Origin of the sequence: Candidatus Palauibacter sp., from assembly GCF_965216145.1 — a bacterium.
Lineage (GTDB): Bacteria > Gemmatimonadota > Gemmatimonadetes > Palauibacterales > Palauibacteraceae > Palauibacter.
The window spans coordinates 2766486-2791021 of sequence record NZ_OZ244149.1 but is presented as its reverse complement, the minus strand read 5'-3'; the positions used below and the strand labels follow the sequence as shown (position 1 = coordinate 2791021).

At 68.7% G+C, this 24536-nt stretch carries 20 protein-coding genes; 5 read left to right on the top strand and 15 right to left on the bottom strand.

The genetic code is table 11. The features are described from left to right. Positions 1-119: 119 nt before the first annotated feature. From ACOOHF_RS11885 to ACOOHF_RS11875, 3 genes are all read left to right on the top strand, one after another. On the top strand, positions 120-455 hold the full coding sequence (locus tag ACOOHF_RS11885) for a hypothetical protein (RefSeq protein WP_420461835.1): 336 nt from the start codon (positions 120-122) through the stop codon (positions 453-455). After that, positions 452-841, top strand: coding sequence for a DUF6263 family protein (locus ACOOHF_RS11880; RefSeq protein ID WP_420461834.1), 390 nt, complete (start codon positions 452-454; stop codon positions 839-841). The genes ACOOHF_RS11885 and ACOOHF_RS11880 overlap by 4 nt, the downstream gene beginning before the upstream one ends. A gap of 136 nt (positions 842-977) precedes the next feature. Then, a complete protein-coding gene (locus ACOOHF_RS11875; protein ID WP_420461833.1) occupies positions 978-1754 on the top strand; it encodes a DUF6263 family protein in 777 nt (258 codons plus the stop codon). On the opposite strand, the gene ACOOHF_RS11870 is transcribed toward ACOOHF_RS11875, so the two are convergent. The 11 genes from ACOOHF_RS11870 to ACOOHF_RS11820 form a co-directional block, all read right to left on the bottom strand. After that, the gene (locus tag ACOOHF_RS11870) at positions 1751-3637 is read right to left on the bottom strand and encodes a CocE/NonD family hydrolase (RefSeq protein WP_420461832.1); all 1887 of its coding nucleotides are present in this window, start codon (positions 3635-3637) and stop codon (positions 1751-1753) included. The genes ACOOHF_RS11875 and ACOOHF_RS11870 overlap by 4 nt on opposite strands. Then, positions 3634-5376 carry a gamma-glutamyltransferase gene (gene ggt / locus ACOOHF_RS11865; RefSeq protein WP_420461831.1) on the bottom strand — a complete coding sequence of 581 codons (1743 nt, stop codon included), beginning with the start codon at positions 5374-5376 and terminating at the stop codon, positions 3634-3636. Before ggt (ACOOHF_RS11865) ends, ACOOHF_RS11870 begins: the two co-directional genes overlap by 4 nt. Positions 5377-5457: 81 nt before the next feature. Continuing rightward, positions 5458-7197 (bottom strand): gamma-glutamyltransferase, encoded by a 1740-nt coding sequence (gene ggt / locus ACOOHF_RS11860; RefSeq protein ID WP_420461830.1) that lies wholly within the window; start codon positions 7195-7197, stop codon positions 5458-5460. A gap of 72 nt (positions 7198-7269) precedes the next feature. Continuing rightward, positions 7270-7551 carry a DUF3006 domain-containing protein gene (locus tag ACOOHF_RS11855; protein ID WP_419935055.1) on the bottom strand — a complete coding sequence of 94 codons (282 nt, stop codon included), beginning with the start codon at positions 7549-7551 and terminating at the stop codon, positions 7270-7272. Continuing rightward, a complete protein-coding gene (locus tag ACOOHF_RS11850; protein ID WP_420461829.1) occupies positions 7548-8900 on the bottom strand; it encodes a lamin tail domain-containing protein in 1353 nt (450 codons plus the stop codon). The genes ACOOHF_RS11855 and ACOOHF_RS11850 overlap by 4 nt, the downstream gene beginning before the upstream one ends. 77 nt (positions 8901-8977) lie before the next feature. Next, positions 8978-9382: a putative toxin-antitoxin system toxin component, PIN family gene (locus ACOOHF_RS11845; protein ID WP_420461828.1), complete on the bottom strand. Its 405-nt coding sequence runs from the start codon at positions 9380-9382 to the stop codon at positions 8978-8980. Beyond that, the gene (locus tag ACOOHF_RS11840; protein WP_420461827.1) at positions 9379-9600 is read right to left on the bottom strand and encodes a YlcI/YnfO family protein; all 222 of its coding nucleotides are present in this window, start codon (positions 9598-9600) and stop codon (positions 9379-9381) included. The genes ACOOHF_RS11845 and ACOOHF_RS11840 overlap by 4 nt, the downstream gene beginning before the upstream one ends. 191 nt (positions 9601-9791) lie before the next feature. Further along, positions 9792-13133 (bottom strand): hypothetical protein, encoded by a 3342-nt coding sequence (locus ACOOHF_RS11835; protein WP_420461826.1) that lies wholly within the window; start codon positions 13131-13133, stop codon positions 9792-9794. Positions 13134-13137: 4 nt separating this feature from the next. Further along, the gene (locus ACOOHF_RS11830; protein ID WP_420461825.1) at positions 13138-14517 is read right to left on the bottom strand and encodes an AAA family ATPase; all 1380 of its coding nucleotides are present in this window, start codon (positions 14515-14517) and stop codon (positions 13138-13140) included. A gap of 402 nt (positions 14518-14919) precedes the next feature. Next, positions 14920-15186, bottom strand: coding sequence for a type II toxin-antitoxin system RelE family toxin (locus ACOOHF_RS11825; protein WP_420461824.1), 267 nt, complete (start codon positions 15184-15186; stop codon positions 14920-14922). Continuing rightward, complete coding sequence (locus tag ACOOHF_RS11820; RefSeq protein WP_419164838.1) at positions 15173-15397, bottom strand: hypothetical protein; 225 nt, start codon at positions 15395-15397, stop codon at positions 15173-15175. Before ACOOHF_RS11820 ends, ACOOHF_RS11825 begins: the two co-directional genes overlap by 14 nt. 213 nt (positions 15398-15610) lie before the next feature. Here ACOOHF_RS11820 and ACOOHF_RS11815 point away from each other — a divergent pair, with 213 nt between their 5' ends. After that, positions 15611-18766: a VPS10 domain-containing protein gene (locus tag ACOOHF_RS11815; protein WP_420461823.1), complete on the top strand. Its 3156-nt coding sequence runs from the start codon at positions 15611-15613 to the stop codon at positions 18764-18766. A gap of 68 nt (positions 18767-18834) precedes the next feature. Continuing rightward, positions 18835-21363, top strand: coding sequence for a GcvT family protein (locus ACOOHF_RS11810; protein WP_420461822.1), 2529 nt, complete (start codon positions 18835-18837; stop codon positions 21361-21363). A gap of 4 nt (positions 21364-21367) precedes the next feature. On the opposite strand, the gene ACOOHF_RS11805 is transcribed toward ACOOHF_RS11810, so the two are convergent. From ACOOHF_RS11805 to ACOOHF_RS11790, 4 genes are all read right to left on the bottom strand, one after another. Continuing rightward, positions 21368-22687, bottom strand: coding sequence for a glycine cleavage T C-terminal barrel domain-containing protein (locus tag ACOOHF_RS11805; protein WP_420464367.1), 1320 nt, complete (start codon positions 22685-22687; stop codon positions 21368-21370). Further along, positions 22684-23826, bottom strand: a complete 1143-nt coding sequence (locus ACOOHF_RS11800; protein WP_420461821.1) for an NAD-dependent epimerase/dehydratase family protein — start codon at positions 23824-23826, stop codon at positions 22684-22686. Before ACOOHF_RS11800 ends, ACOOHF_RS11805 begins: the two co-directional genes overlap by 4 nt. Positions 23827-23989: 163 nt before the next feature. Continuing rightward, positions 23990-24196: a type II toxin-antitoxin system RelE family toxin gene (locus ACOOHF_RS11795; protein ID WP_420464366.1), complete on the bottom strand. Its 207-nt coding sequence runs from the start codon at positions 24194-24196 to the stop codon at positions 23990-23992. Positions 24197-24235: 39 nt separating this feature from the next. Then, on the bottom strand, positions 24236-24460 hold the full coding sequence (locus ACOOHF_RS11790; RefSeq protein ID WP_420461820.1) for a hypothetical protein: 225 nt from the start codon (positions 24458-24460) through the stop codon (positions 24236-24238). Between the last annotated feature and the right edge of the window lie 76 nt (positions 24461-24536).

Sequence of the window (24536 nt, the reverse complement as noted above, 5' to 3'; positions counted from 1 at the left end):
CCGTCTCAACTGCGGGGTAAGGCAAGGCATATCGCCCTCGGGGCCAGTGGCCTGTCCGCGCCCGATCGGGCAGGTTTGAGCCTCAACGCTGTTGGGTCTCAATACTGTAAGGAGGACCCATGAAGTCATCATGGCGCGGTGTCGCCGCGGCCACGACGCTCTCCCTCGCAACCGTGCTCGCTGCCTGGGGGCCGCCCCCGGCCGTATCTCCTGCCCCCCTCCGCGGGCCGCTCCTGCTCCGGCTGGTACCGCCCGAAGGCCAGGTATCCCGTTACGCCTACTCCATGGAAACGAACATGGAGAATCCGATGATGCCCTCGACCGGCCCTCTCATGACCATGCGCTGGCAACAGACGCAGACGGTCCTGAGCGTGGAGGACGAGGTCATTCGAATGCGCGTGGCGGAATGCTTGGTGTTATCGAGACCGAGGGTCTGCCGGATGATGCGGGGTTGAGCCTGGAGAGCATGTTCGGGGAGTCGAACTACTTCGTGCTGCCCGAAGAGGAGGTCAGCCCAGGGGATTCCTGGACGCTCGACGCGCCCATGAGTTTCCCCGCGGGGCCTGCGGCGATGTCCGTGGAGGTGGAACTCACGCACACCTTCGTCAGCCTGGAGGGGAACCTCGTGACTCTCTCGTTCGAGGGTCCGATCGACATGAGTCTGGCCGTGGAGGAAATGGGGATGAGCAGCACCGGGACCATGAGCGGGACGATGGTCGTGGACCTGGCCGAGGGCCGTTACCAGAGCCAGACGACTCAGACGAGCCTCGACATGAGCACGGGCGGGATGACGATGAAGATGAGTTCGACGACCACGCTGGAGCTGTTGCCGGACCCATAACGCCGGACAGGTAACACTTGATCGCGAAGAACGAGTGGCCCCCCGGGACCCGGACGTGCAGGTTGCGGGCGCCCGATGGCGGAGGCCGAAGGAGAACGGGGCCGCTACCGGAATCCCAGTACCTCGAGGAGAACCAATGAAATCAGTTCGGCGCGGTGCCGGCACCGCCACCATGATCGCTCTCGCCTTCGCTCTACCCCTGAGCGGGCAGTCGCTCCTCCGGCTCGCCCCGCCCGAGGGCCAGGTGAACCTCTACGTCTACTCCATGGAGCTGAGCGTGCAGAATCCGATGATGCCCATCTCCATGACGCTCCGCGCGCATCAGACGCAGACGATCCTGAGCGCGGCGGACGAGGTCATTCGTTCGCGCACGGTGATCGACTCGTCCACGATGACGATGAGCACGCCCGGGGGGCCCCCGCAGCCGGATCTCTCGGGCAGGGCCTTTACGATCGAGATGGACCCGCGCGGCCGGATGCTGAACGTCGCTGCCGACAATGCCGCGGGCGATGAGGCCGAGGCGGCGGCGCAGGGCTTGTTGGAGGGGTCGAACTTCTTCTGGCTCCCCGAGGCCGAGGTCGCCGCGGGGGATTCCTGGACGGCTATCGTGCCGGTCCCCCTGTCGCTGGGCGGACCGGCGCAGGACATCGAGGTGGAGTTCACGTACACCTTCACCAGCCTGGAAGACGGTCAGGCGACGATCACCTTCACGGGCCCCGTGGAATCGAGTCTCGACATGGGCGGGATGCCGATGAGCGTCAGTGGAGAGCTGAGCGGGTCGATGGTCGTGGATCTCGACGAAGGCAGGTATGTGCGTCAGGAGAGCCAGCTGAGCGTCGAGATGGGGATGGGGGGCATGGCCATGCCGACGGAGATGACCACGACACTCGAACTCGTGACCGATCCGACCTAGTTCGGCCGCATCGGCAGCACGATGCGGGAGGCATGCATCGCGTTGCGCTGGACCGACAGATCCGGGACGCTTCGGTTGCGCGGGTAACGCAGGAAGGTGTCCGCGTCCGCGCCGGCGAGAGCGACCCGGATCCGGTGTCCGGCCCGGATCAGGACCGAGGTCGCCCACAGATCGAAGCCGAGTTCGGCGACTTCTCCCGGAACGAGGGGCAGGGCGTCCGCGCGTGACTCGCCGCGGTGCGGCCCGTACTTGCGGTACAGCGGCGGGTCGTCGGTCACCGCCCGCATCATCCCGCGGAGCTGTCCCTCGGTGAGGTACCGCACCGTCCCGTCCGGGGCGACATCCTCCAGATAGACGAGAAACGCGCCGTCCGTCTCCGTCGAAGCCAGGTGGAGGGTGACGACGGGGTGGCCGGTGATCTCCGTATCGACCGCGAAGGGCGCGCTCGTGTAGGTCAACAGCTTCTCGTCCTCGGCCCGCCGGTCGCCGTACACGACATCGCCGCCGCCGCCGTTCGTGTACCAGCGGTTCCGGGTCCCGGTCGTGGCCGTGAAGTCGACCGTGTAGCGGTCCTCCCCCGCTTCCGAGGCGGGAGCTTCGGTCGAGAGTGCGCCGTCCTCGCGGAAGTACCACGTCACGTCGTCGAAGCCCTCGGGGGGCCAGGTCTCCGTGCGCGTCCAGCGGTCGGCGCCGAGGGTGTAGTAGTGGATCTCGGTCGGCGTTTCCCCGGACCCGTCTTCCTTGAGGTGCGCGTCGAAGAAGACGACGAGTTCCGCGAACTGCGTCGCGGCGTCGGGGTCGACGGGCGTGTCGACCGGCCTGAAGGGGTCGGTGTCGTTGCTGGCACCGTGATCCCACGGGCCGATGAACACCTGCTGGGCGTTCGAGATCGTGTTGTAGCGGCCGAGGGTGCCGTTCACGGTCGCGGCGTCCTGCCAGCCGACCCGGATGAACATCGCCACGCCCGATTCCTCGATCTGCGGCAGGTGGCCGGAGGGGCTGCGCCGGTGCCCGACGTTCGTCTCGCCGTAGGGGCCGAACGGATCGTCGCGGAACTCGTATTCCAGCGCCGCCTCGAAGGGCACCGTGTTGGCCCGGTGTTCGGCGACGGCCGCCGCGAGCAGGAACCCGTCGTGATCCGCGTCGACCGGCTTCACCCCGGTCACGCGCCCGAGCACCTCGTCGCACGCCGGCCCGGTCGCGTCCGAAAGACCGCACATGTCGTTCAGGTCCTGCATGCGGGTGCGGTTCGACCAATCCTCGAGGAAGCCGACCGTGAGCACGCCGCCGGGGAAGATGAGGTGGCCGAAGTTGTCGAAGTCGTTGAAGAGCGGCGCGACCGCCTTCACGACCGGATTCCCGTTCACGGCCAGCATCTCGGCCGTGTTGCCGGCGTAGGAGACCCCGTACGCCCCCACTCGTCCGTTGGACCACGGCTGGGCCGCGATCCAGTCCGCGACCTCTCCGTAATCGCGCACCTCGTCCTCGGCCAGTTCGAAGCGGCGGATCCCGAACGAGGCCCCGCTCCCGCGCCCGTCGACGAGGACGAGCGCGTAGCCGGCCCGGTTCCAGCGCTCGGCCTCGGCGAAGTTCGCGGTTTTCTCGAGGCGTATGCCGACCTCGTCCCGGGCGCGCCAGTAGCGGGTCGCCCGGATCATGGCGGGCAAGCGGTCGCCGGGCTCGATGCCGTCCGGAAGCCAGACGTCGACCGCGATGCGGACGCCGTCGCGCATGGGCACGTGCAGGGCTTGGTTGCGGACGAGCGCGCTCACCGCGGCCACGCTCGCCCCCTCATCGCCGGCTGTCGACGCCCCCTCCCCACAGGCGAAGCCGGCCAGCGCCGCCAGCCCGGCCGCCGCAGGGGCGCACCGCCTGATTCTCACCAGGCGATGGCGTGGCCGTCCCGCCGCGGGTCCGAGCCGCCGGCGAGGGCGCCGGTCTCCGCGTCGCGGTACACCCCCTGCACGCCGCCCGGGTTGCCGGGCTCGGCCAGATTGTGGCCCCGGTCCGCCAGCTCCCCGTAGACCTCGGGCGGGAATCCCGCCTCGAGATAGGTGACGGAGTCCTCCGGAATCGGCGTCCGCCCTCCGCCCCGGTTGAGGCACATGCGCGGGGAAGCGATGGCGAGCTGCATGTCCATGCCGCCCACGGTGAGCTTGGTGATCACCTGCCCGACGGTCTGCGGGATCGTGTAACCGCCCGCGGCGCCCACGGCCGCGACGAGGTTGCCGTCCTTCATCACGACGCACGGCGTCATCACGCCCTTCGCCTTCTGGCCGCCCTCGAGGTGGTTGACGTGCCCTTCATCGAGCACGAAGCCGAATGTGTGGCCGTTGTTGAGGAAGATTCCGGTGTCGCCCGCGATCACGCCGCTCCCGTAGCCGCTCACGAGCGACTGCGTGAAGGCGACCGCGTTCCCCCAGCGGTCGGCCGAGGAGAGGCTCGTCGTCCCGAAGAACGGGAGCGGGGCGCCGGCGAAAGAGGCGATGCGCGCGGGGTCGATCTTCGCCCGCTGCTCGTCCGCGTACTCCTTGGAGATGATCATGTCGACCGGGATATCGGCGTCTTCCTTCCCCGTGTTGTACCGGTCGTCGTCGATGAGGGCGAGTCTGTACGACTCGAGCCACAGGTGGGCGAACTCCGACCCGTACAGATCCATGTTCGGAAGGTCGAAACCGTCCATGATGTTGAGGGCCTGGAACATCGACATGCCGCACGAGCCCGGCGGCATCGCGTACAGATCGTGGCCCTGGTACGTCGTCGTGATCGGTTCCTTCCATGTCACGTCGAACGACTCGAGGTCGGCCTTCGTCATGTGGCCGCCGTTTTCCTGCAGGAAGCTGACGACGCGGTCCCCGAGTTCGCCCTTGTAGAAGTCGTCCGCGCCCTCCCGCGCGAGGCGGCGCATGCTCGCGGCGAGTTCGGGCTGCTTGATGATCTCGCCCATGCGCGGCGGGCGTCCGTTGGGGAAGAAGACGCGCGTCGTCGAGGGAAAGCGGCCGAGCTTCTCGGCGGCGGCGCCGTTCGTATGGATCTCGTCGAAGCGCGAGACGACGAAACCGTCTTCGGCGAGCTGGATCGCGGGCTCGAACACGTCGCCGAGGCTCATCGTGCCGTGGCGCTCGAGCACCGCGGCCCACCCCTTGAAGGCGCCCGGGACGATCGGGGCCTTGTAGCCCATCTCGAAGTCGTCGAGCGTCATCGTCTCGGGAGATGACGCGGCGGGCGACCGGCCGAGCGCGTCCAGTCCGACGACGCGGTTCTCCTCGGCCAGATAGATGAGCATGAAGCCGCCGAAGCCGCCGATCCCGGACATGTAGGGCTCGGACACGTTCAGCATGGCGGCCGCGGCCACGATGGCGTCCACCGCGTTCCCGCCCTGCATCATGATCGTCGTGCCGGCGAGCGACGCGTAGTAGTCGGCGGCGGCCGTCACGCCCCTTGCGCCCCAGACGGTCCGGTGCGCGGGCCCGAGCAGGCCGGGGACGTTCGAATCGCCGCCGGGGCCCCACTGCCCGCCTGCGTTGGTGGTCGCGCTCGCAGTCTCGGGAGGACGGCAGCCGATGAGGCTGGAGCCTGCGGCGGCGGCGGCGGAGGTGGCGAGGAAGTCTCGGCGTCTCATGGGACGGCTCCTGGCAGGGGGGATCGCAGTCCCTGATCCTAGACCGGGAGTAGTCCGCCGCTCAAGACCCCCGTCCCCGTCTCACCAGGCGATCGCGTGCCCATCGCGGCGCGGGTCGGACCCCCCGGCGAGGGCGCCGGTCTCCGCATCCCGGTACACGCCCTGCACGCCGCCCAGGTTGCCGGGCTCGGCCAGGTAGTGGCCGCGGTCGGCCAGCTCCTCGTAGACCTCGGGCGGGAATCCCGCCTCCAGATAGGTGACGGAGTCCTCCGGGATCGGCGTCCGGCCGCCGCCCCGGTTGACGCACATGCGCGGCGACGCGATCGCCAACTGCATGTCCATGCCCGCGACCGCGAGCTTGGTGATCACCTGCCCCACCGTCTGCGGGATCGTGTAGCCGCCCTGCGCCCCGACCGCCGCGAACAGGTTCCCGTCCTTCATCATGATGCACGGCGTCATCACGCCCTTCGCCCGCTTGCCGCCCTCGAGGTGGTTCACGTGCCCTTCCTCGAGCACGAAGCCGAACATGTGGCCGTTGTTGAGGAAGATCCCGGTGTCGCCGGCGATCACGCCGCTCCCGTACCCGTTGACCAGCGACTGCGTGAAGGCGACCGCGTTCCCCCAGCGGTCCGCCGTGGAGAGACTCGTCGTCCCGTAGAACGGGAGCGGGGCCCCGGAGAAGGAGGCGACCCGCGCGGGGTCGATCCTGGCCCGCTGCTCATCGGCGTATTCCCTGGAGATGATCATGTCGACCGGGATCTCCACGTCTTCCTTCCCGGTGTTGTACATGTCGTCGTCGGCGAGGGCCAGCTTGAACGCCTCGAGCCACAGGTGCACGAACTCCGACCCGTACAGATCCATGTTCGCGAGGTCGAAGCCGTCCATGATGTTGAGCGCCTGGAACATCGACATCCCGCACGAACCCGGCGGCATCGCGAACAGGTCGTGCCCCTGGAAGGTCGTCGTGATCGGCTCCCTCCACTCGACCTCGTAGCTTTCGAGATCGGCCTTCGTCATGTGCCCGCCGTTCTCGGCCAGGAAGGCGACGATGCGGTCGGCGAGTTCGCCCTTGTAGAGGTCGTCCGCCCCTACGCGGGCGAGGTGCCGCATGCTCGCGGCGAGTTCGGGCTGCCTGATGATCTCGCCCATGCGGGGCGGGCGGCCGTTCGGGAAGAACACGCGTGTGGTCGAAGGGTAGCGGCTCAGTTTGTCCGCGCTCGACTGCGTGTACCTCTCGTCGAACTTCGAGATCACGAAACCGTCCTCGGCGAGCTGGATGGCGGGTTCGAACACGTCGCCCAGGCTCATCGTGCCGTAGCGCTCGAGCGCGGCGGCCCAGCCCTTGAAGGCCCCGGGCACGATCGGGGCCTTGTAGCCCATCGCGAAGTCGTCCAGCGTCATCGTGGCGGGCGACGAGGCGGCGGGGGAGCGGCCGAGCGCGTCCAGCCCGACGACGCGGTTCTCCTCGGCCAGGTAGATGAGCATGTAGCCGCCGAAGCCGCCGATCCCGGACATGTAGGGGTCGGACACGTTCAGGGTGGCGCACGCGGCGACCAGCGCGTCGATGGCGTTCCCGCCCCGCATCATGGTCATCGTGCCGGCGAGGGACGCGTAGTAATCGGAGCAGGCCGTCACGCCCGTCCGGCCCCACACGGTCCCGTGCGCGGGCCCGGCCAGGCCGGGGACGTGCGAGTAGTCGCCGGAACCCCACTGCCCGGAGGTGACGGGCGGGGCGGCGGACGTCTCGGGGGGACGGCAGGCGATGAGGCTCGAACCGGCGGCGGCCGCGGCGGAGGTGGCGAGGAAGTCTCGGCGTTTCATCGGACGGCTCCTGGCAGGGGGGATCGGAGACCTTGATCCTAGACCCGGAGCAACCCGCCGTTCAAGACGCTCCTACAACTGGACGTCGCCGCCCGGATCGCGCCGTCTGAGCCGGGCAAGGACATCTTCCGCATCCCTGAGCCGGGCGCGACGAGCCTCCTCGTCGAGTACGGCCGCCGTCCAGTCGGGTCGGCCATCCCGCTCGGGCACACGCAGTACGGACCCTTCGCGGCTACCGGCGGGAAGCTCGGCGACCGGGACATCCTCCGCACGCTCGTCATCGTCGCGCACCACCACGGCGATCGACCCCTCCAGGCGGTCGACGACCCAGAGACACTCCGCCGGGGCGCTCAATAGTTGAAGACGACCACGGTCGCCCCCCCGCTGTCGTAGAGGGTCGCGGTGTCGCCGTTGTTGTTCCACACCGCCTGCCGCCGACCCATGTAGTACCGCGTGCCGTCCGCCTGTCCGGAGCCGGTGTGGACGACGAGCCGCCCGCCGGCCGCCAGCAGCGCGTCCGGCGGAAAAGTGAAGCAGTGGTTCGCCCGGTCGCACAGCGTCCAGCCGCCGATCGCCCGGTCTTCGGACTCGAGATTCTCGATCACCGCGTACTCGCCATTCGGGTTCCGATGATCGTTGCCCGGGGCATCGGCATGGACCCGGATCCGGATGCCGGCATCCCCCGCGGCGGCGAGGTCGATACCGGGCACCCGGACGGGAACCGGCCGCAGTCGCGGCTCATCGCCGCGCGCGCTGCCGCGAAGCGCCACGTTTCCACCGACTGCGACCTCATAGTCGCCGCTCTGGCGGCCGCTGACCGAGACATGGCCGTGCAGGTCGGTACGGAAGACCGTCGCTCCCGACGCATCGTATGCCTGCACAGCGGCGGGCCGCGGGTGGCCGTACGAGTTGCGTCCCACCGAAATCACCACGACGCGAGGCCGGGCCATATCGAGGAAATCCCGCGTGAAGCCGTTGTCGCTCCCGTGGTGCGGGGCCTTGAGGAGGGTCGTCTCGTGCACGGCGCCCTGCCCGACCAGATGGGTGAGCTGCCGCACTTCGGAATCGCCGCTGAGGAAGGCCGTGAAGTTCCCGTAGCGCACCACCAGACTGACGGAGCGGTCGTTGTGCTGCGTACTTCCGGGCGGGAGGAGCGGCAGCACCTCGATCTCCACCTCCCCGAGCGTGAGCGTCCGCGGCGAAGCCTCCAGGTACGTGATGTCCGGCCGGGCGTCCAGCGCGGCCAGCAGCCGGCGGTAGGTCGCCGTCGTGTGCGGCTGGCCGTTGTCCATGTAGAAGCGGACCGGAAACGTCGCGATCACGCCCGCCATGCCGCCGATGTGATCCGCGTGCGGGTGCGTCGCCACGAGCAGGTCGATCTCGCTGACCCCGAACTGCCGGAGGATTCGAACGACGTCGCTGCGTCCGGCGTCGATCAGCGCGACCTGGCCGCTGGGCACCTGGACGAGCACCGCGTCCCCCTGCCCCACGTCGAGAAACGTGATCCGAAGGACGGAGTCCGCTGGAAAAGGGCGCAGGGACGGGGCTGCCGCGGTGACACATGCATCGGCGTAGGTCCCGCCCTCGTGAGCGCACGCAGGAACCGCGGACGCGGCGACGGACGGGAGGGCCGCGAGCGATACGGCGGCCAGCAGGCGGGCAGTCCGATAGTGCCCGATCCCCTGCCGCAGGAACCTCTTCACGCTCCACTGGAACATGGAGGCCAACTGACTTGCCCGATCACGGCGAGACAAGGGCCTCTCGCCGCACATCTCGGTGATCACGTGACCGACGTCAGGGCTTCCCAGAGACCGCGGGGGGTCACGATCGCCACCGGTACGTCATCGGCAATCTCGAGGAGGTCCCGGTCTCCCGTGACGAGGACATCGGCATTTTCCGCCACGGCCGCCTCGAGTACCGGGACATCGTCCGGATCGTTGAACTCGATGCCGAGTGGTTCCGCCCTGCCGGCGACAACTCCCTCCGCGCGCAGGAACGCTTCGGCCGCCTCTATCGTGTCGAGAGGGACGCCGAGCTTGTCGCGAAGGACCCGCCGCAACTCCTGGATCACGTGTTCGCTCACCAGCAGTGAGTGGTTTGCCGTGACGACCCGGAGGACATCGGCGCACATCCCGCGCGTCGCCAGCGCGCTGACCAGGACGTTGGTGTCGAGGAATATCCTCAAGAAACTTCGCGGAAGATGTCCTCGTCCGTCAGATATCCCCGGGCTTCCGCGAAAGGTGTGATCCGGCGGCGAAGACCGGCCAGCTTGTCCAGGGCGAGCTGCCGCTCAAGGGCGTCCCGGACGAACGCGCTCCTGCTCCGGCCACTCCGTCTGGCGGCACGGTCCAGCCGGCCCGCAAGCTGCGGGTCTATCCTGATGGTTACGGTCGAAGTCTTCATGTCACACATTGTACTACGTTCGCTATCAGCGAAACAACCCGCGACCGTGGTGCGCCCGAAGAGGAAGAAGCTGCCCCGCAGAAGAGCGAGGAATCGCGGCAACGTCGTCATAATGACCGTCAAAATGACGACTGTCCCGTCATTTTGTCATCCGCGATTCTCTGGAGGTCACGCCATGCTGGCCTCTTGGACTACGACGGTCGGTGCCCCAGGTCGGCTTGGGTGTAGCCGTGCTCCATGGCCAGCCGGGCCAGTTCGTCGAGGTTGGCCGGCGGCGGTTCCGTCCGCAGTGGAGCCAGGTGCGCCTCCTGCGGGGCGCGTCGAGCGAAGAGGGCGGCGTAGAGATCACGGTCGCCTCCCACCAGATATCCGAAGAACCTGGGGTCTGCTTCGGCCGGAATGTCGCGAATGAGCCTGCGCCGGTCCTCCGACCGAATGGTCTCCCGTGCCGCAACGACAAGTTCGGTATCCAGTGAATAGAGGGTCTCGCTCTCCGCCAGCAGCTGCGCGATGGTCTTCCCCACGGACGATGTCTCCTCCAGCAGCTCCTCGGCCCTCTCCGGGCCTTCATACTTCCGCCGCGAGCTCTCTTCCGCCTCATGGAGCAGCCAGGCCAAGGCCGCACGCCGATCCGATCCGACCACATCGTGCAGCTGGTCGGCGGCGCCACACGTCACCGTGGCGTCCTCCCAGAGCACGCCTACGACGCCGGGCGGGCGCTTCCGATGGTGGAGATCCCACAGGGCGGCGGCCACTTCCCCGCGAACCGTTCGGTCCGAGTCCTTCAGCAGCCGCAGCTTCCACTCATCCGGCACATCGGGCCAAGGCGCGGCGTCCCGCAGGAAACCGGCTTGTTTTCGCGCCGCAGCCACTACGTGATGCACGGCCGCGACGGGTAGGTTGCGGAGCCGCAGACCGACCTGGAGGCTCACCCACGCGTACGCCCCATCCGGATCATGACGGTTCAGCGTCGTCCAGGGGGCTTCGCCCGACGGATCGTCGGCGACGGCCGCGGCCAGGAACGGGCCGACCCAGGCGCCCGGCGCCGCGCGCTTGGTGAACTCCCCCAACCATGCGGACGGATCATCAACAAGTTCGGCCAGTTGAACCGCGATCAGGTCCAGCGGACGCGTCCCGTGGTGGCCGCTGAGCTTACCTTCGCGTTTCAGGCGCAGCATGCGTTCGGCCACGACTCCCGGCTCTTCGCGGCGCCACTCTCCGGCGAACCGGTGGGCGGCGGCATCGAAGTGTCGGGCTGCGGGGTCTGACAGACGTTGATCGAGCGTGGGGAACAGCTGGACAACGGTTCGATCGCCAACCTTCGGCAGCGCCACGTGCAGCTTGTGCTCACGCACGATGCCGTGCGCCCAGTGCAGGAAACCCGGCTCTACCCACGCATCCAACGCCAACTCAAGCATCCGGGCGACTTCGGCTCGCGACGCGACGCTGGTCTCCGGCAGTTCACCGGGTACGCGGGGACCGGCGACCCAGCGCCGGATCACGCTCCGCGCGCATCGGATTCCCGCATCCCCGAGATTGCGGAGCAGTTCCATCCCCTCCGGCCAAAGGCGTGCCAGACGCAGGACATCGTCCTCCGTGAGCGAGCCCATCCCCATCGTGAACTTCTCAACGCTCACGGGATCTCCCCGCATGCGGAGGAAGCCGAGCGAGAAACACGCGCGAACGAGTTCGGCGGCTGATTCGCGACCCTCAACCAACTCCCCGTGCTCCGCCAGCGCGCGGAGGAGTCGGCGGCGACGGTCCGCTGCGTCGGAACCCGGCCGTCCCGCCCGCACCCAGGCGCCGATCTTCCCAACGAGGTCCCCCGAACGCGTTTGCTCAAGCGCACAGAACCCGCCGCGGAACTCCGTCTCCCAGCGGCGGTCGCGGGATCCGCACTCGGACCCGATCGCCAGAGAGATGAGCCTGCCGAGGGCCCACTCGGGCGCGAACGTCAGTGCATCGGTGGCGATCGACGACGCCCGGTCGGGGTAGTTCTCCAACACCCACCGTGCCCCCTCGGCCCCCGTCGCCGCGTACAGGTCGAGCGGTCGGTTGCCGACATGCGCCTTCCTGTGTGCCCCGAGCCGATCCCGGATGAGCTGGTGCGGTATGGCGCCGCCACGCGCGAGCGCATCGAGCAGGGCTTCGGTGCACGCAACGGCATCCTCCACGCCTTGCAGTGCCGCCTCCGGACGCAGGCGCAGCGCGCCCGAGAAGTAGGTTCGCGCCATCAAGGCGTGTCGTAGCGCCGCCGGTCTCACAGCGAGGGCCCCCCGCCACGTTTCCGTGAGGGTGCCCGTGCCGGACAACTTCTTCAGGGCTTGCCGCAGCTTGACTTCCGGCTGGTTCAGCGCCCGCGCTGCGACGTCCTTCCGCATGCCGGCCTCGCCACCCAGACCCAATGTCGCCACGTAGTCGAGTTCCGTCCCCGACAGCCGGGCATCGCGCCGCAAGCCCTCGAGCAGCAACCCACCTTGGACGAGGGGCTCGATTCCCCTCAGGTCCGTGTGACGCGCCAAAGTCATTGCCAGGCCCGGCCGACAGGAACCCGTCACCTGCAGCACTTCGTCCGGCGGATCGTCGCTCTGGTTGAGGATCTCGCCGATTACGTCTTCGGGGAGTCGCGGCTCCTCGCGACGAATAAGCTGAGCGACCTGGTCGCGGGCAAGGCCATTCACGGCCATGCGCTCCTCCCGGCGCAGGTACAGCTGCCCTTCCACCGCCTCGGCCCGGTTCGGCCAAGTGGACGCGCAGATCTTGAAGTCGAACCCGGGCTCCTCCCGCAGCCGAGCCAAGAGATCGATGAGCGGCTCGTTGAAGTGAGCATCATCAACGAAGAGTAGGCTTACGGGGTTGTCCCTGAAGGCGTCGGCGATCCTGCCGGGATCGTCCGAGACCACGAACAGGCCGCGGTCTTCCCTGGCCAGCGTCTCGAACAACGCGGTCTTTCCGACTCCGGGCTGTCCGACGACGACGACGTCACCCCGGTGCCGGCGCAACCGGTCGAGTTCGTTGTCCCGTCCGATGAGTTCGCCGGTCCGACGGGGGCCCACCAAACGGGGGATCGCCGAGAGCGCGGGAGGAGTCCCTGGCAAACCCAGGAGTTCGAGACGCCACTTCGAGTTGCGGTACAGTCTGCCCGTGAAGTCGTCGCGGTCGTGGATGTTGCGAAGGGTGAAGCCCAACTGCCGGGCGCGAGCCTCAAGGTTCCGCCGTTTCCGCGGTGTCAGCTCCCGTGAAGTCGCCACGACCGCCTCCGTGGCCGACCCCCCGGCGCGCCGATAGGACTCCAGGTTGCGGGTCACGTTTCCGAGAACTTTGTCCTTCGCCGCCGTGGTCGCGATCAAGGGGAGAGCGTCGCCGTCCTCGTCCGGGATGGCGCCATCCATGCCGCCGTCGTCGCCGCCGGTGACAGGAACCAGTCCCGGGTACACCTCCCGAAGCAACTCCACCGCACACCGCTCGAAGAGGTGGGGATCGAGTCTTTCTCCGAGGCGCTGCTCGATCTGTCGGTACAACGGGTCTCTCACCACTTCACCCTCCGATGAGCCACGCCAGCATCCCGGTCGGGAGCGCGATGAGGTCGGGGTCGCGGGTGTCCAGCGCCCGCCGCGTCGCCACGAGGCCGCGCCACTTCGATCCCCGGATCACGCCCGCCCCGCGAGTCCACCGCTCGCCGTCCACATACTTGGACTCGACGGCCAGGTCGCCGAACGCCGGTCCCACGAAGTCGATCTCTCGTCGCCCTCCCGTTCGGTGATAGAGAACCGAATCGAAGTTCAGGTACGAGGCGGGGTCTTCGCGCAGGAACGATCGGACGAGCACCACGCCCAGTTGCTGCTCCGACATGGGGCCGGGATCGGGCGGCACGGCCTGGGGGAAGAGGCGGGCGTAGACGGGGTCGGCGAAGTACGTCTTCTCCTGGGACCGAAGCGCGGGGCGGAGGGAGCGCTCCGGATAGCAGGGCCAGACAACGAACGCCTCCCGCAGCGCGGCGATCCGGCGGCCGACGGATTGGCGCGAGGTCCCGAGGTCGGTTGCGATGTCATGGCGGTTCGTCGGAGAGGCGAGCCCTTTCGCCAGCCGTGTCGTGAACGCCGCCGACTGGGCTTGCGACCACGCCGCTCGCGCGAACGCCTCACCGTGGATGACCTGGAAGAGGTCGCGGCACAGCTCCCCGGAGGAGTCGTCACCGGCCGCGGCGGCGGAGACGGCCTGCGGGAAGCCGCCTACGCGGATGTAGGCATCCCACTGCTCGACGAGCTGGTTCAGCCACGGCGCGAGGGTGCGAACCCGCTCCCGCAGGACGGAGGGGGTGAGATGCGCCACGGAGAGCGGGGGGATGTCCTCCGGCAGATCGACGTCCGATCGTGCACGTACGAAGGCCCGGAAGGACATCGGCAGGAGGACGCGGTCGGGATCCGGGACGCCGCCGCGCCGTCCGGCGAGGGCCCTGACGGCTTCACCCGGATCCGCAGCCGACGACCCCGTGAGAACGACCGTGTCGTCGCCGAAGCGGGAGTCGTTGTCCCGCAGCCACTTGATGGCGGCAGGCCACCCGTCGGCGACGGAGGTAATTTCGTCGAAGAACCAGTAACGCCGCCCGTCCGGCGGCGTGAATTCGGCGGCGACATCTACGATTCGCCGGAGGTCCGCCGCCGACAGGCCATCGGCGGCGAAGTGAACGATGCAACGGGGATCGCGACCCTCCCCGATGAGGCGCTTGATCGTCTTCTTGACCTCGACGGATTTTCCGACCCGTCTGGGTCCCCGGAGCAGGTAGAGGCCACCCGGCCGAAGATCGTCAAGTACGTTGGCCGAGTAGTCGAACGGTGCCCGGGCCGCTTGGCGGAGATCGCGGTCGCCCAGAACCCACGAGCGCGGCTTGCTCCACCATCCCGTGAGGGCCAGCATGCCTCGGATGTCGTCAACGCTCGGCAATCCTGCCCCCGCCGCTTACGATGCTATCGGGCTTCGCCACAAGGTCGACGAAGGGTATGGTGTCGATCCGTAGATATCAAGCGTTGTAACAAGATTTATGATGTATATGGACGGTTTTGTCGCAATATCGGCCATGATATGGACGATTTTGTCGCAAAATCGGCCATCCAGACGGTCAAGTCTCTTTCGTAGATTGCCATCAGCCCCGGCACCGCGGGCTGGGTTGGGGCGGGAGCGGGGATCTCGGGAGTTGGCTTCAACCATGTAGTCCGACAGCGCGACGCCCGTGTCGAACTCTACATCGACACTCCAGACGGCGAGGAGAGTGACACGGCGGAGAGCACTCGGTGCACCACCCGCAACGCGGCCCGGTCGTTACGGCCGCCGGTATACGTCCCGGCGGTGTCCGACCTTCAGAACGATGATGACCAGCGCGGCTTCCGCCACGCTGTAGAGAATCCGATATCTTCCCGCCCGGACGCGGAAAACATCATCGTATCCCGTGAGCTTTCGCGTCCCCGCGGGGAACGGGTCGTCCGCCAGGGCGGACATCTTGCGCGCTACGCGTTCCTGATCGGCTCGCGGCAGCTTGCGAAGCTGTTTCTCGGCGGTTCGAGAGATCTCGACATCATAGCGCGCCATCGAGCTTTAGTTCCCTGAGTACATCGGCCAACGGCCGGGTAGGTTCGTGTCGGATCTTCTTCAGATCCTCAATGTCCTCGAGTTCCTCAAGGCGATCCAGGAGCGCTTCCTGAACGAAGTGATTCATGGCCACGCCCCTGGGCCGGCAGTAGCCTTCCACTGCGTTCTTCACCGCGGCATCCACGCGGACGTTTATCTGTACTTTTCCCATGACATCTCCTCGGCCCGGGAGGGGTAGCGCCCCCTAAGCTATCATTTGCTATCATCCGTTGCAATCGTCACAATGCCCGTCAAAATGACGGCTATCCCGTCATTCTATCCATCAATGTCCGTCGGCGATGTCTTGCGCGGTGAGCAAGGGGCGGACCACTGTGCGGATTGTCCCGTTTCGCCGCAGTCAGCCGCCGTCACCCCGGAGGTTCCGATGGCGTTCCAGTCGAAGTTCGAACGGTGCTCTCGCTTCTCCGTCACCCTTCTCGTTCCCCTCTCGCTGTCGCTGGGAGCGTTATTCCCCGCCGTCGCCGCAGCCCAGACGGCTTCGGCGCAGGCGGCCGACGCGGCCTCGGTGCTCGACTTTCGGGAGATGGGGCCCGCCATCATGGGCGGCCGCGTTGCGGATCTCGCGGTGGTCGAGAGCGACCCGCGCACCTTCTACGTCGGCCTCGGCGCCGGGGGCGTGTGGAAGACGACGAACGACGGGATGACGTGGGATCCCGTGTTCGACGACCAGCCCACGGCCTCGATCGGGGCGGTGAGCGTGGCCCCGTCCAACCCCAACGTGGTGTGGGTGGGGACGGGCGAGCCGGCGAACCGGCAGAGTTCGCCGTGGGGGGTCGGTGTGTTCAAGTCGACGGACGCGGGCGGCACCTGGACGCACGTGGGACTCGAGGACACACGGCACATCAGCCGCATCAGGATCGACCCGCGCGACCCGGACGTCGTCTACGTCGGGGCGGTCGGCCACCTCTGGGGGTCCAACGAGGAGCGCGGCCTGTTCAAGACGACGGACGGCGGCGAGACGTGGGAGAACGTCCTCCATATCGATGAACACACCGGAATCATCGACCTCGTCATGGATCACAACGACCCGAACACGCTCTTCGCCGCGACCTACCAGCGGCAGCGGACGGGCTTCGGCTTCGCGGCCGGGGGCGGCGGCTCGGGCATCTGGCGCACGACGGATGGCGGGGACTCCTGGACCCGGCTGGAGGAAGGGCTCCCGGAGGGCGAACTGGGCCGTGTCGGGCTCGACGTCTACCGGCGGGACGGCAACCTCGTGTACGCGATCGTCGAGGCGCGCGAGGGTCAGGGTGTGTACCGCTCCACCGACCGCGGCGAGTCGTGGGAGATGATGAGCGACCGCAACCCGCGTCCGATGTACTTCTCCCTCATCAGGATCGATCCCAACAACCCCGAACGGATCTACATCGCCGGCGTCCAGGCTTCGGCTTCGGACGACGGCGGGCGGACCTGGTGGCCGGGGAACGCGACGGACCAGATCCACTCCGACCACCACGCGCTGTGGATCAACCCGAACGACTCGAACCACCTGATCGACGGGAACGACGGCGGGCTGTCCTTCTCGCGCGACGGGGCGGTGACGTGGCGCTCGATCCGCAACATGGCGATCGGCCAGTTCTACGAGATCGACGTCGACATGAGCGACCCCTACAACGTGTGCGGGGGGCTGCAGGACAACGGGAACTGGTGCGCGCCGCACCGCACGCAGTCGACGTGGGGCGTGCGGAACCGCGAATGGTGGCACGTATGGTTCGGGGACGGGTTCCACAACCACTCCGACCCGATGGATCCCAACATCATGTTCTCGGAGTCGCAGGGCGGGAACATGGCGCGCATCGACGTGGCCTCGCGCGAGGGGCAGTCGCTCCGCCCCGTGCCGCGTCCGACGGGAGACGAAGCGGAGGACGACGAGCCGCGCCGCTACCGGTTCAACTGGGACTCCCCGTTCGCGATCTCGCGCCACGACCGGGCGACGATCTATCTGGGCGGGAACCACCTCATGAGGTCGAGGGACCGCGGCACGACGTGGGAGGAGGCGAGCCCGGATCTCACGAAGGCGATCGACCGCGACACGCTGGAGATCATGGGCCGGGTCGTGACGGACGAGACGCTGTCGGACAACGACGGAATCTCGAACTATGGCAACATCACGGCGTTCGCCGAGTCGAAGCATTCGCCCGACGCCCTCTACGTGGGGACGGATGACGGCAACCTGCAGGTGACGCTCGACGGCGGGGCCATGTGGACGAACGTGATCGACCAGGTCCCCGGGGTACCGCCCCGAACCTACGTGAGCCGCCTCGAGACCTCCTCCGCGGTGGACGGACGGGTGTACGTGACGTTCGACGGGCACCGGAACGACGACTACGCGCCGTACGCCTACGTGAGCGAGGACCACGGCGCGAGTTGGCGGCGGATCACGGCCGGCCTCCCCGACGGGTGGTCGGTGAACGTGATCAGGGAGCACCCCCGCAACCCGGACCTCCTCTTCCTCGGAAACGAGATCGGCGTCTACCTGTCGATCGACGCCGGCGAGTCGTGGGCGCGGATGGTGAACAACCTGCCGGTGGTCCCGGTGGACGACATCGCGATCCACCCGCGCGAGAACGACCTCGTCGTGGGGACGCACGGGCGCAGCATCTGGATTCTGGACGACATCACGCCTCTGGAGGAGATGGCCGCCGACATGTTCGCCTCGGACTTCCAGCTGCTCGGCGCCCGGCGTGGCACGATGTGGTCGATGGGGATGGACTGGCCCTTCCAGCCCGCCACCTTCATCGCGCCCAACCCCGTGGCGGGGATCGCCCTCCGCTACTACCTGGGCGAGGGGGTCGACTCGGACGGAGCCAGCCTCGAGATCCTCGACGGCGCCGATGTCCTGCGCACGATGGACGCTTCCGGGGAGGCGGGGCTGAACGAGGTCGTGTGGGACTTCCGCGTCGATCCCGCTTTCGAGACGGACGGAGGGGGCGGGGGCGGCTTCCGGCGCGGACCTCCGCCGGGCGCGGGGCCGCGCGTGCTCCCGGGCACCTACACGGTGCGCCTCACAGTCGGCGGCGAGAGTCAGACGACAGACGTCGGCGTGCGGCTCGATCCGCGGCGCGAGGCCAGCCAGGCGGCGCTCGTGGCGCGGCAGGACGCGATGATGCGCGCCCATGCGCTTGCCGCCCCGGCGCGCGACGCGCGGGAGCGGATCGGCGCCATGAACGGTCGGCTGGACGAGATCCGGGCGCTGCTGGACGAGGCGGAGGTCGGCGAGGGCGATCGCGAGCGGATCGAGGCGATGGCCGAGGAGATCTCCGGCGAACTCGAGGAGATCGGTGACGACCTCGGTGACGCCGCCGGGGGGACCGGGATCTCGCAGATGGAAGGGTGGTCCGGCGAGCCTACGGCGGATCAGATGTACCAGATCGATCGGGCCTGGGAGGCGCTGCCGCCGGTCGCGGACCGCATCAACGCGCTTCTGACCGCAAGGATGCCGGCGCTCGAGGTGCTGCTGGGCGACCTCGGCGTCATGCCGGATCTGGGCGACCCGATTCGGATTCCGCCGCGACGCTGACGCCGGACGGGCGGCGAGCCGTTTCGGCAAGCCGCCCGTCGCCGGCGCCGCATGGCGCTTGGGGAACCGTGAGCGGACGCGCGCCACAACCGACCGCGGCGAGCGTCGCCGTCATCGGGGCCGGCATCGTCGGCAGTTGCCTGGTCGAACACCTCGCCCGGCGAGGCTGGGACGATCTCGTCCTCATCGACAAGGGCCCGCTGCCCGACCCCGGCGGCTCCACCGGCCACGCATCGAATTTCATCTTCCCCACCGATCACGACCGCGAGGTCGCGATGCTGACGCTGGAGAGCCAGCGGCAGTACGAGGCGCTCGGCGTGCAGACGACGTGCGGCGGCGCCGAGGTCGCCCGCACCGAGGCCCGGATGGAGGAGCTGCGTCGCCGCATGACCTCGGCGCGGGCGTGGGGTATCGAAGCCGAGCTGCTCACGCCGGGGGAGGTGGCCGAGCGGATCCCGTTCGTGAACCCCGACGTCATCGTGGGCGGCTTCTGGACCCCGTCCGTGTCCGTGGTCGACGCCGTGCGGGCCGGAACCCTCATGCGGGAGCGGGCCCTGTCCCGCGGCGCGCTCACGGTCCTGGACAACACGGCGGTTACGGGACTCGAGGTCGCGGCCCTGCGCCGCGGCCGGCGGCGCCTGCGGGCCGTCCTCACCGCGCGCGGCCGCATCGAGGTCGAGCACGCGGTCATCGCCTGCGGCGTGTGGAGCCCTCTCGTCGCGGAGATGGCCGGCGCCTCGATTCCGCTCACGCCGGCGGTACACCAGATGGCGGACCTCGGCCCGGTCGACGTCCTCCTCGCCACCGGCAACGAGATCGGCCACCCCATCGTGCGCGACATGGACGCGTTCATGTACGAGCGCCAGAGCCACGAAGCGATGGAGGTCGGATCCTACGCGCACCGTCCCATCCTCGTGCGCCCCGAGGAGATCCCCTCGCGCGAGGCGTCGGAACTCTCGCCCACCGAGATGCCGTTCACGGGGGACGACTTCGCTCCCCAGTTCGCGAGGGCGCGCGAGATCATGGGAGAGCTGCTCGAGGGCGCGGAGATCGGATACGCCATCAACGGCCTGCTCTCCCTCACGCCCGACGCGCAGCCGGTGCTGGGAGAGACCGCCGAGGTGGCCAACCTGTGGTCGGCGGCGGCCGTGTGGATCAAGGAGGGCCCGGGGGCGGCGCGCCTCATGGCCGAGTGGATCACGCACGGCCATCCCCGCCTGTGCGACCCGCACGGGTCGGACGTCACCCGCTTCCAGCCGCACGAGCGCACCCGCCGGCATGTGCGGGCCCGCGCCCGGGAGCACTTCAACAAGACGTACGGGATCGTACACCCGCGCGAGCAGTGGGAATCCGGCCGCGGGGTGAACTACTCGGCGCTCCACGCCCGCACCGAGGCCCTGGGGGCGGTGTACTACGAGGCCCGCGGCTGGGAGCGCCCGCAGTGGTACGAGTCGAACGCCGGGCTGGTCGAACGGTACGGCGTGGCCGAGCGGCCGCACGAGTGGGACCGCCGGTGGTGGTCTCCCATCATCGAGGCCGAGCACCTGCACCTGCGCGAGAAGGTCGGCGTCGTCGACCTGGGTGCGTTCCAGATCTTCGATGTGTCGGGCCCCGGGGCGCTCGCCTATCTGGAGGGGATGGCGGCCAACGCATGCGACCGGCCGCCCGGAACGTCCATCTACACGCCGCTCCTGACCCCGGACGGGGGGTTTCGGGCCGACCTCACCATCCAGAGGCTGGCGGCGGACCATTTCCGCATCGTGACCGGCGCCTTCGATGGCGCGCGCGATGCGGCCTGGTTCCGTAAACACCTGCCGGACGCTGGCTCCGTCCGCTTCGAGGATCTGTCGGAGGGGATGTGCGCGCTGGGCGTGTGGGGCCCCCGGGCGGAGGCGCTGCTGGGGACGATCTCCGGGGCGAAGCTGTCGCAGGCCGCGTTCCCCTACGCCTCGGTGCGCGACGTCCCGCTGGACGGGATTCCCACCACGATGTGCCGGATCTCGTATGTGGGGGAGAGCGGGTGGGAGATCTACGTGGCGGCGCCGCTCGCGCCCCGGATGTGGGACGCCGTGTGGGAGGCGGGCCGGGCGTTCGGCCTGCGTCCGGTGGGCGCCGGCGTCTACGGCACCACGGGCCGCATGGAGAAGGGATATGCCCTCATGGGGGCCGAACTCACGTCGGAGTACTCGCCGGTGGAGGCGGGCCTGGCGCGGCCCCGCGTGAAGCGGGCGGACTTCATCGGCCGGGCCGCGTACCTCGAGGCCCGGGAGGCGGGCCCCGCCGCGGTGCTCCGCACGCTCACCATGGACAGCCACGCCGACGCCTCCGGCCTCGCCCGCTTCCCCACCGGAGGCAACGAGCCGCTGCTGGGGCCGGACGGGGAGCGCATCGTCGACGCCCGCGGAAGGGAGTCCCGCGTCACGTCGGCGGGGATGGGCCCCTCCGTGGGGAAGTACCTCCTCATGGCGTACCTGCCGCCGGAATTCGCCGCCCCCGGAACGCGGCTCCGGGCCCTCTACATGAACGAAACCTTCCCGGTGACCGTCGCCGCCGACACCGCTCTCTTCGACCCGTCCGGCGCCCGCATGAGATCATGACCCGCTAAAGGGCGGCGTCGCGGCCCCGGGCGAGGGCGACCTCACGGGCGCTCGGGTTCACCGAAGGGCGGAACGGGACCTCGCATACGCGGGCCGGATCGGGCCGGGCCGGATCGCTCGCGTACTCGTCGGGGAGCCACACCGCGAGTTCCGTGCCGATGGCGGATGCGGCGGGCGGCACGTACCCGAGCGCGATGTTGCAGCCCAGCTCGGGCGCGTACCACGGGGAGGTGATGTAGCCGACCGGGTCGCCGCCGTCCGCGTCCGACACGAGCCAGAAGTCGGGCGCGTAGTCGTCGATCGGCCTGCCGCCCATCTTCAGCCCCACCATGACAAGGGCGAACGGTGAGCGCCCGGCCTCGATCTCGGCCCGTTGGCGCTCCAGCGCGGCCCGCCCGATGTAGTCGCCGGGTTTCTCGCGCGGCACCTGGTAGGCGAGGTTGCACTGGAACGGGCTCGTCTCGTGGTCGATGTCCTGCCCCCACGACAGGATCCCGGCCTGGATGCGGCGCTGGTGGCCGGGGGCCGTGACCATCAGCCCGTGCGCCTCTCCCGCCTCCAGCAGCGCTCGCCACAACGTCCCCGCGTGCAGCGTCGTGTCCCGGAGATAGATTTCGTACCCCTTCTCCCCCGAGAACCCGGTCTGCGAGACCACGACGGAGCAGCCCGCGATCTCCGCCTCCAGGAGCCCGTAGTAGGGGATGTCCCGGACGGCCCCGCCCACGAGGTCGACCATGAGATCGAGCGACCTCGGCCCCTGTACCTGCAGCGGACAGACATCGATCTCGTCGATCTCCACCTCCACCCCGAGGCCGACGTTCACGCCCTGAAGCCAGAACAGGAGGTCGGAGTCGGCCAGCGAGAACCAGAACTCGTCGTCGGAGAGCCGCAGCAGCACCGGGTCGTTGAGGATGCCGCCGCGCTCGTTGCAGAGGATGACGTACCTCGCGCGCATCGGCTCGATCCGGGTCGCGTCGCGCGTGATCACATGGTCCGTGAACGCCTCGGCGTCCGGTCCCCTGACGCGGATCTGCCGCTCCACGGCGACGTTCCACAGCGTAACGCGGTGGGTGAGCGCCTCGTGTTCCGCCGCCGCGCCCCCGTCCTCGGGCCGCGCGTAGCCGCGGGGGTGGTAGATGCGGTTGTAGACGGTGGCCCGCCAGCAGCCCGCCAGGTGCGACAGGTGCCAGTAGGGCGACTTCCGGACCCGGGTGGAGATGAGCATCTCGACCGGCGTCCGTCCGCTCTGGCGCAGGTTGATGGGGACGATCCGGTCCGACTGGTCCACGCTCGCGGGCTGGCCCGATCCCGGCGCGCCCGTCATGAGTCCGCCCCCCCGAGGCGCGTCCACGCTTCGAGGATCCGGGCGTCGCGCTCGAGGTTCAGCTGGAGTTGCTGGCGGCGCTCCTCGGGTTCGCTCAGGAACCAGTCCAGGGTCTCACGCGCCGTGACCGCGAGCGGGCGGAACTTGAGACCCGCCTCGACGCCCCGGTGCGACCGCACGCGCGCCAGTGCTCTCGCCGGCCCGTTCTGGGAGTACCAGAGGGGGTAGCGCGCGGGCGGCTCGCGGTTCGCGAGGAAGTCCTCGTCCACCCAGGTGAACGACACGCGCGACGTCGTGACCGCGCGGATGCCATACAGGAACTCGTCCATGCGGGTCTCGTCGAGCGTCGGCCCGGCCGCGTTGAAGATCCCGCCGGTGTCCTGCTCCAGCAGGTGCATGTTGAACTCGGCCAGGTCCCGCACGTCGATGAACTGGACCGGGTTGTCCATGTCGCCCGGCGCGATCACCTCGCCCCCGTTGTGGATCCGGACCGGCCAGTACGTGAAGCGGTCGGTGGGATCTCCGGGGCCCGCGACGACGTGGAGGCGCGCGATCGTGCCGCGGTCGCCGAAGATCTCCCGCACCGCTTCCTCGCACATCACCTTGAGCGGCCCGTAGTACCGCCCCACATCCTCGCTCTCGGGGTCGGTCACCTCGAGGAGTCCGGCATCTTCCGGCAGTTCATCCTGATCGAAGTCGTACACGGAGCCGGTGGAGGTGAACAGATAGCGGCCGACGGCATCGCGCAGGAGGTTGGCCGAGTCGCGCACGAGGCGGGGGACGTAGCCGCTGTTGTCGATGACGTAGTCCCATTCCCTCCCCCGCAGCGCGTCGAGAGCCCCGTCGCGGTCCCCGATGAGCGTCTCGACACCGGGGAAGAGACCGGGATTCGTGCGCCCGCGGTTGAAGAGGGTAACCTCATGTCCCCGCTCGAGGGCGCGCCGCACCATGTGGGGGCCGATGAAACCGGTGCCTCCCAGGATGAGCAACCGCCCGGGCCGGGCCGCACGTTCGGCGGCGGCGCCTTCGGAGTCCGGCGAGGGCCGGATCTCCCCCGTGCATGCCGTGGCCCCCAGAGCCGGGAGCGCCGCAGCTCCCGCGGCGGCGAGCGAGGTTCCCGCGAATTCACGTCGCGTCATTACCATCGAAGGTCCTCCCGAATAATCGTGTTGCCGGGATACGCGCCCAGGCGATTCCATCCACATACTCGAAGTGACCGTCGGCGGAGACCAGACCGACCCCATCGGTGCCCGCATGTTCGCCGGTCAGGCCGGCTCTGTGCCGGGATCGGACAAATCGGGATTATCGGTGTGCGGCGCTATGGTTTCCGGCCTTCAGGACGACGATGATCAGCGCGGCCTCGGCTACGCGGTAGAGAATCCGATATCTGTCCACGAGGACGCGGAAGACATCGTCGTAGCCCGAGAGCTTTCTCGCTCCTCTCGGGAACGGATCGTCCGCCAGAGCCGACATCTTGCGCGCCACGCGCTCCTGGTCCGCTCGCGCCAGCTCGCGAAGCTGCTCCTCGCGGTTCGAGAGATCCCGACATCACAGCCCGCCATCGAGCCTGAGTTCCCTGAGCAGATCGGCCAACGGCCGGGTCGGTTCGTGTCGGATCTTCTTCAGATCCTCGATGTCCTCCAGTTCCTCGAGACGATCGAGGAGCGCTTCCTGGACGACGTGTTTCATGACGAGACCCCGGGGCTTGCAAGAGCCTTCCGCGGCGTTCCTCGGGGCTTCGTCCACTTTGACGTCGATCTGCACTCTTCCCATGCGTCTTCCTTCGGCCGGTCCAGCCATGGGCACCCCCTAACAGCGCAGGGCGCCGCTCAGCCGGCCGCGCGTCCCC

Coding starts and splice junctions, on each gene's coding strand:
- ACOOHF_RS11885 (WP_420461835.1), top strand. CDS start 120: ATGAAGTCATCATGGCGCGGTGTCGCCGCGGCCACGACGCTCTCCCTC.
- ACOOHF_RS11830 (WP_420461825.1), bottom strand. CDS start 14,517: ATGCTGGCCCTCACGGGATGGTGGAGCAAGCCGCGCTCGTGGGTTCTG.
- ggt (WP_420461831.1), bottom strand. CDS start 5,376: ATGAGACGCCGAGACTTCCTCGCCACCTCCGCCGCCGCCGCCGCAGGC.
- ACOOHF_RS11815 (WP_420461823.1), top strand. CDS start 15,611: ATGGCGTTCCAGTCGAAGTTCGAACGGTGCTCTCGCTTCTCCGTCACC.
- ggt (WP_420461830.1), bottom strand. CDS start 7,197: ATGAAACGCCGAGACTTCCTCGCCACCTCCGCCGCGGCCGCCGCCGGT.
- ACOOHF_RS11805 (WP_420464367.1), bottom strand. CDS start 22,687: ATGACGGGCGCGCCGGGATCGGGCCAGCCCGCGAGCGTGGACCAGTCG.
- ACOOHF_RS11790 (WP_420461820.1), bottom strand. CDS start 24,460: ATGGGAAGAGTGCAGATCGACGTCAAAGTGGACGAAGCCCCGAGGAAC.
- ACOOHF_RS11825 (WP_420461824.1), bottom strand. CDS start 15,186: ATGGCGCGCTATGATGTCGAGATCTCTCGAACCGCCGAGAAACAGCTT.
- ACOOHF_RS11820 (WP_419164838.1), bottom strand. CDS start 15,397: ATGGGAAAAGTACAGATAAACGTCCGCGTGGATGCCGCGGTGAAGAAC.
- ACOOHF_RS11840 (WP_420461827.1), bottom strand. CDS start 9,600: ATGAAGACTTCGACCGTAACCATCAGGATAGACCCGCAGCTTGCGGGC.
- ACOOHF_RS11875 (WP_420461833.1), top strand. CDS start 978: ATGAAATCAGTTCGGCGCGGTGCCGGCACCGCCACCATGATCGCTCTC.
- ACOOHF_RS11800 (WP_420461821.1), bottom strand. CDS start 23,826: ATGACGCGACGTGAATTCGCGGGAACCTCGCTCGCCGCCGCGGGAGCT.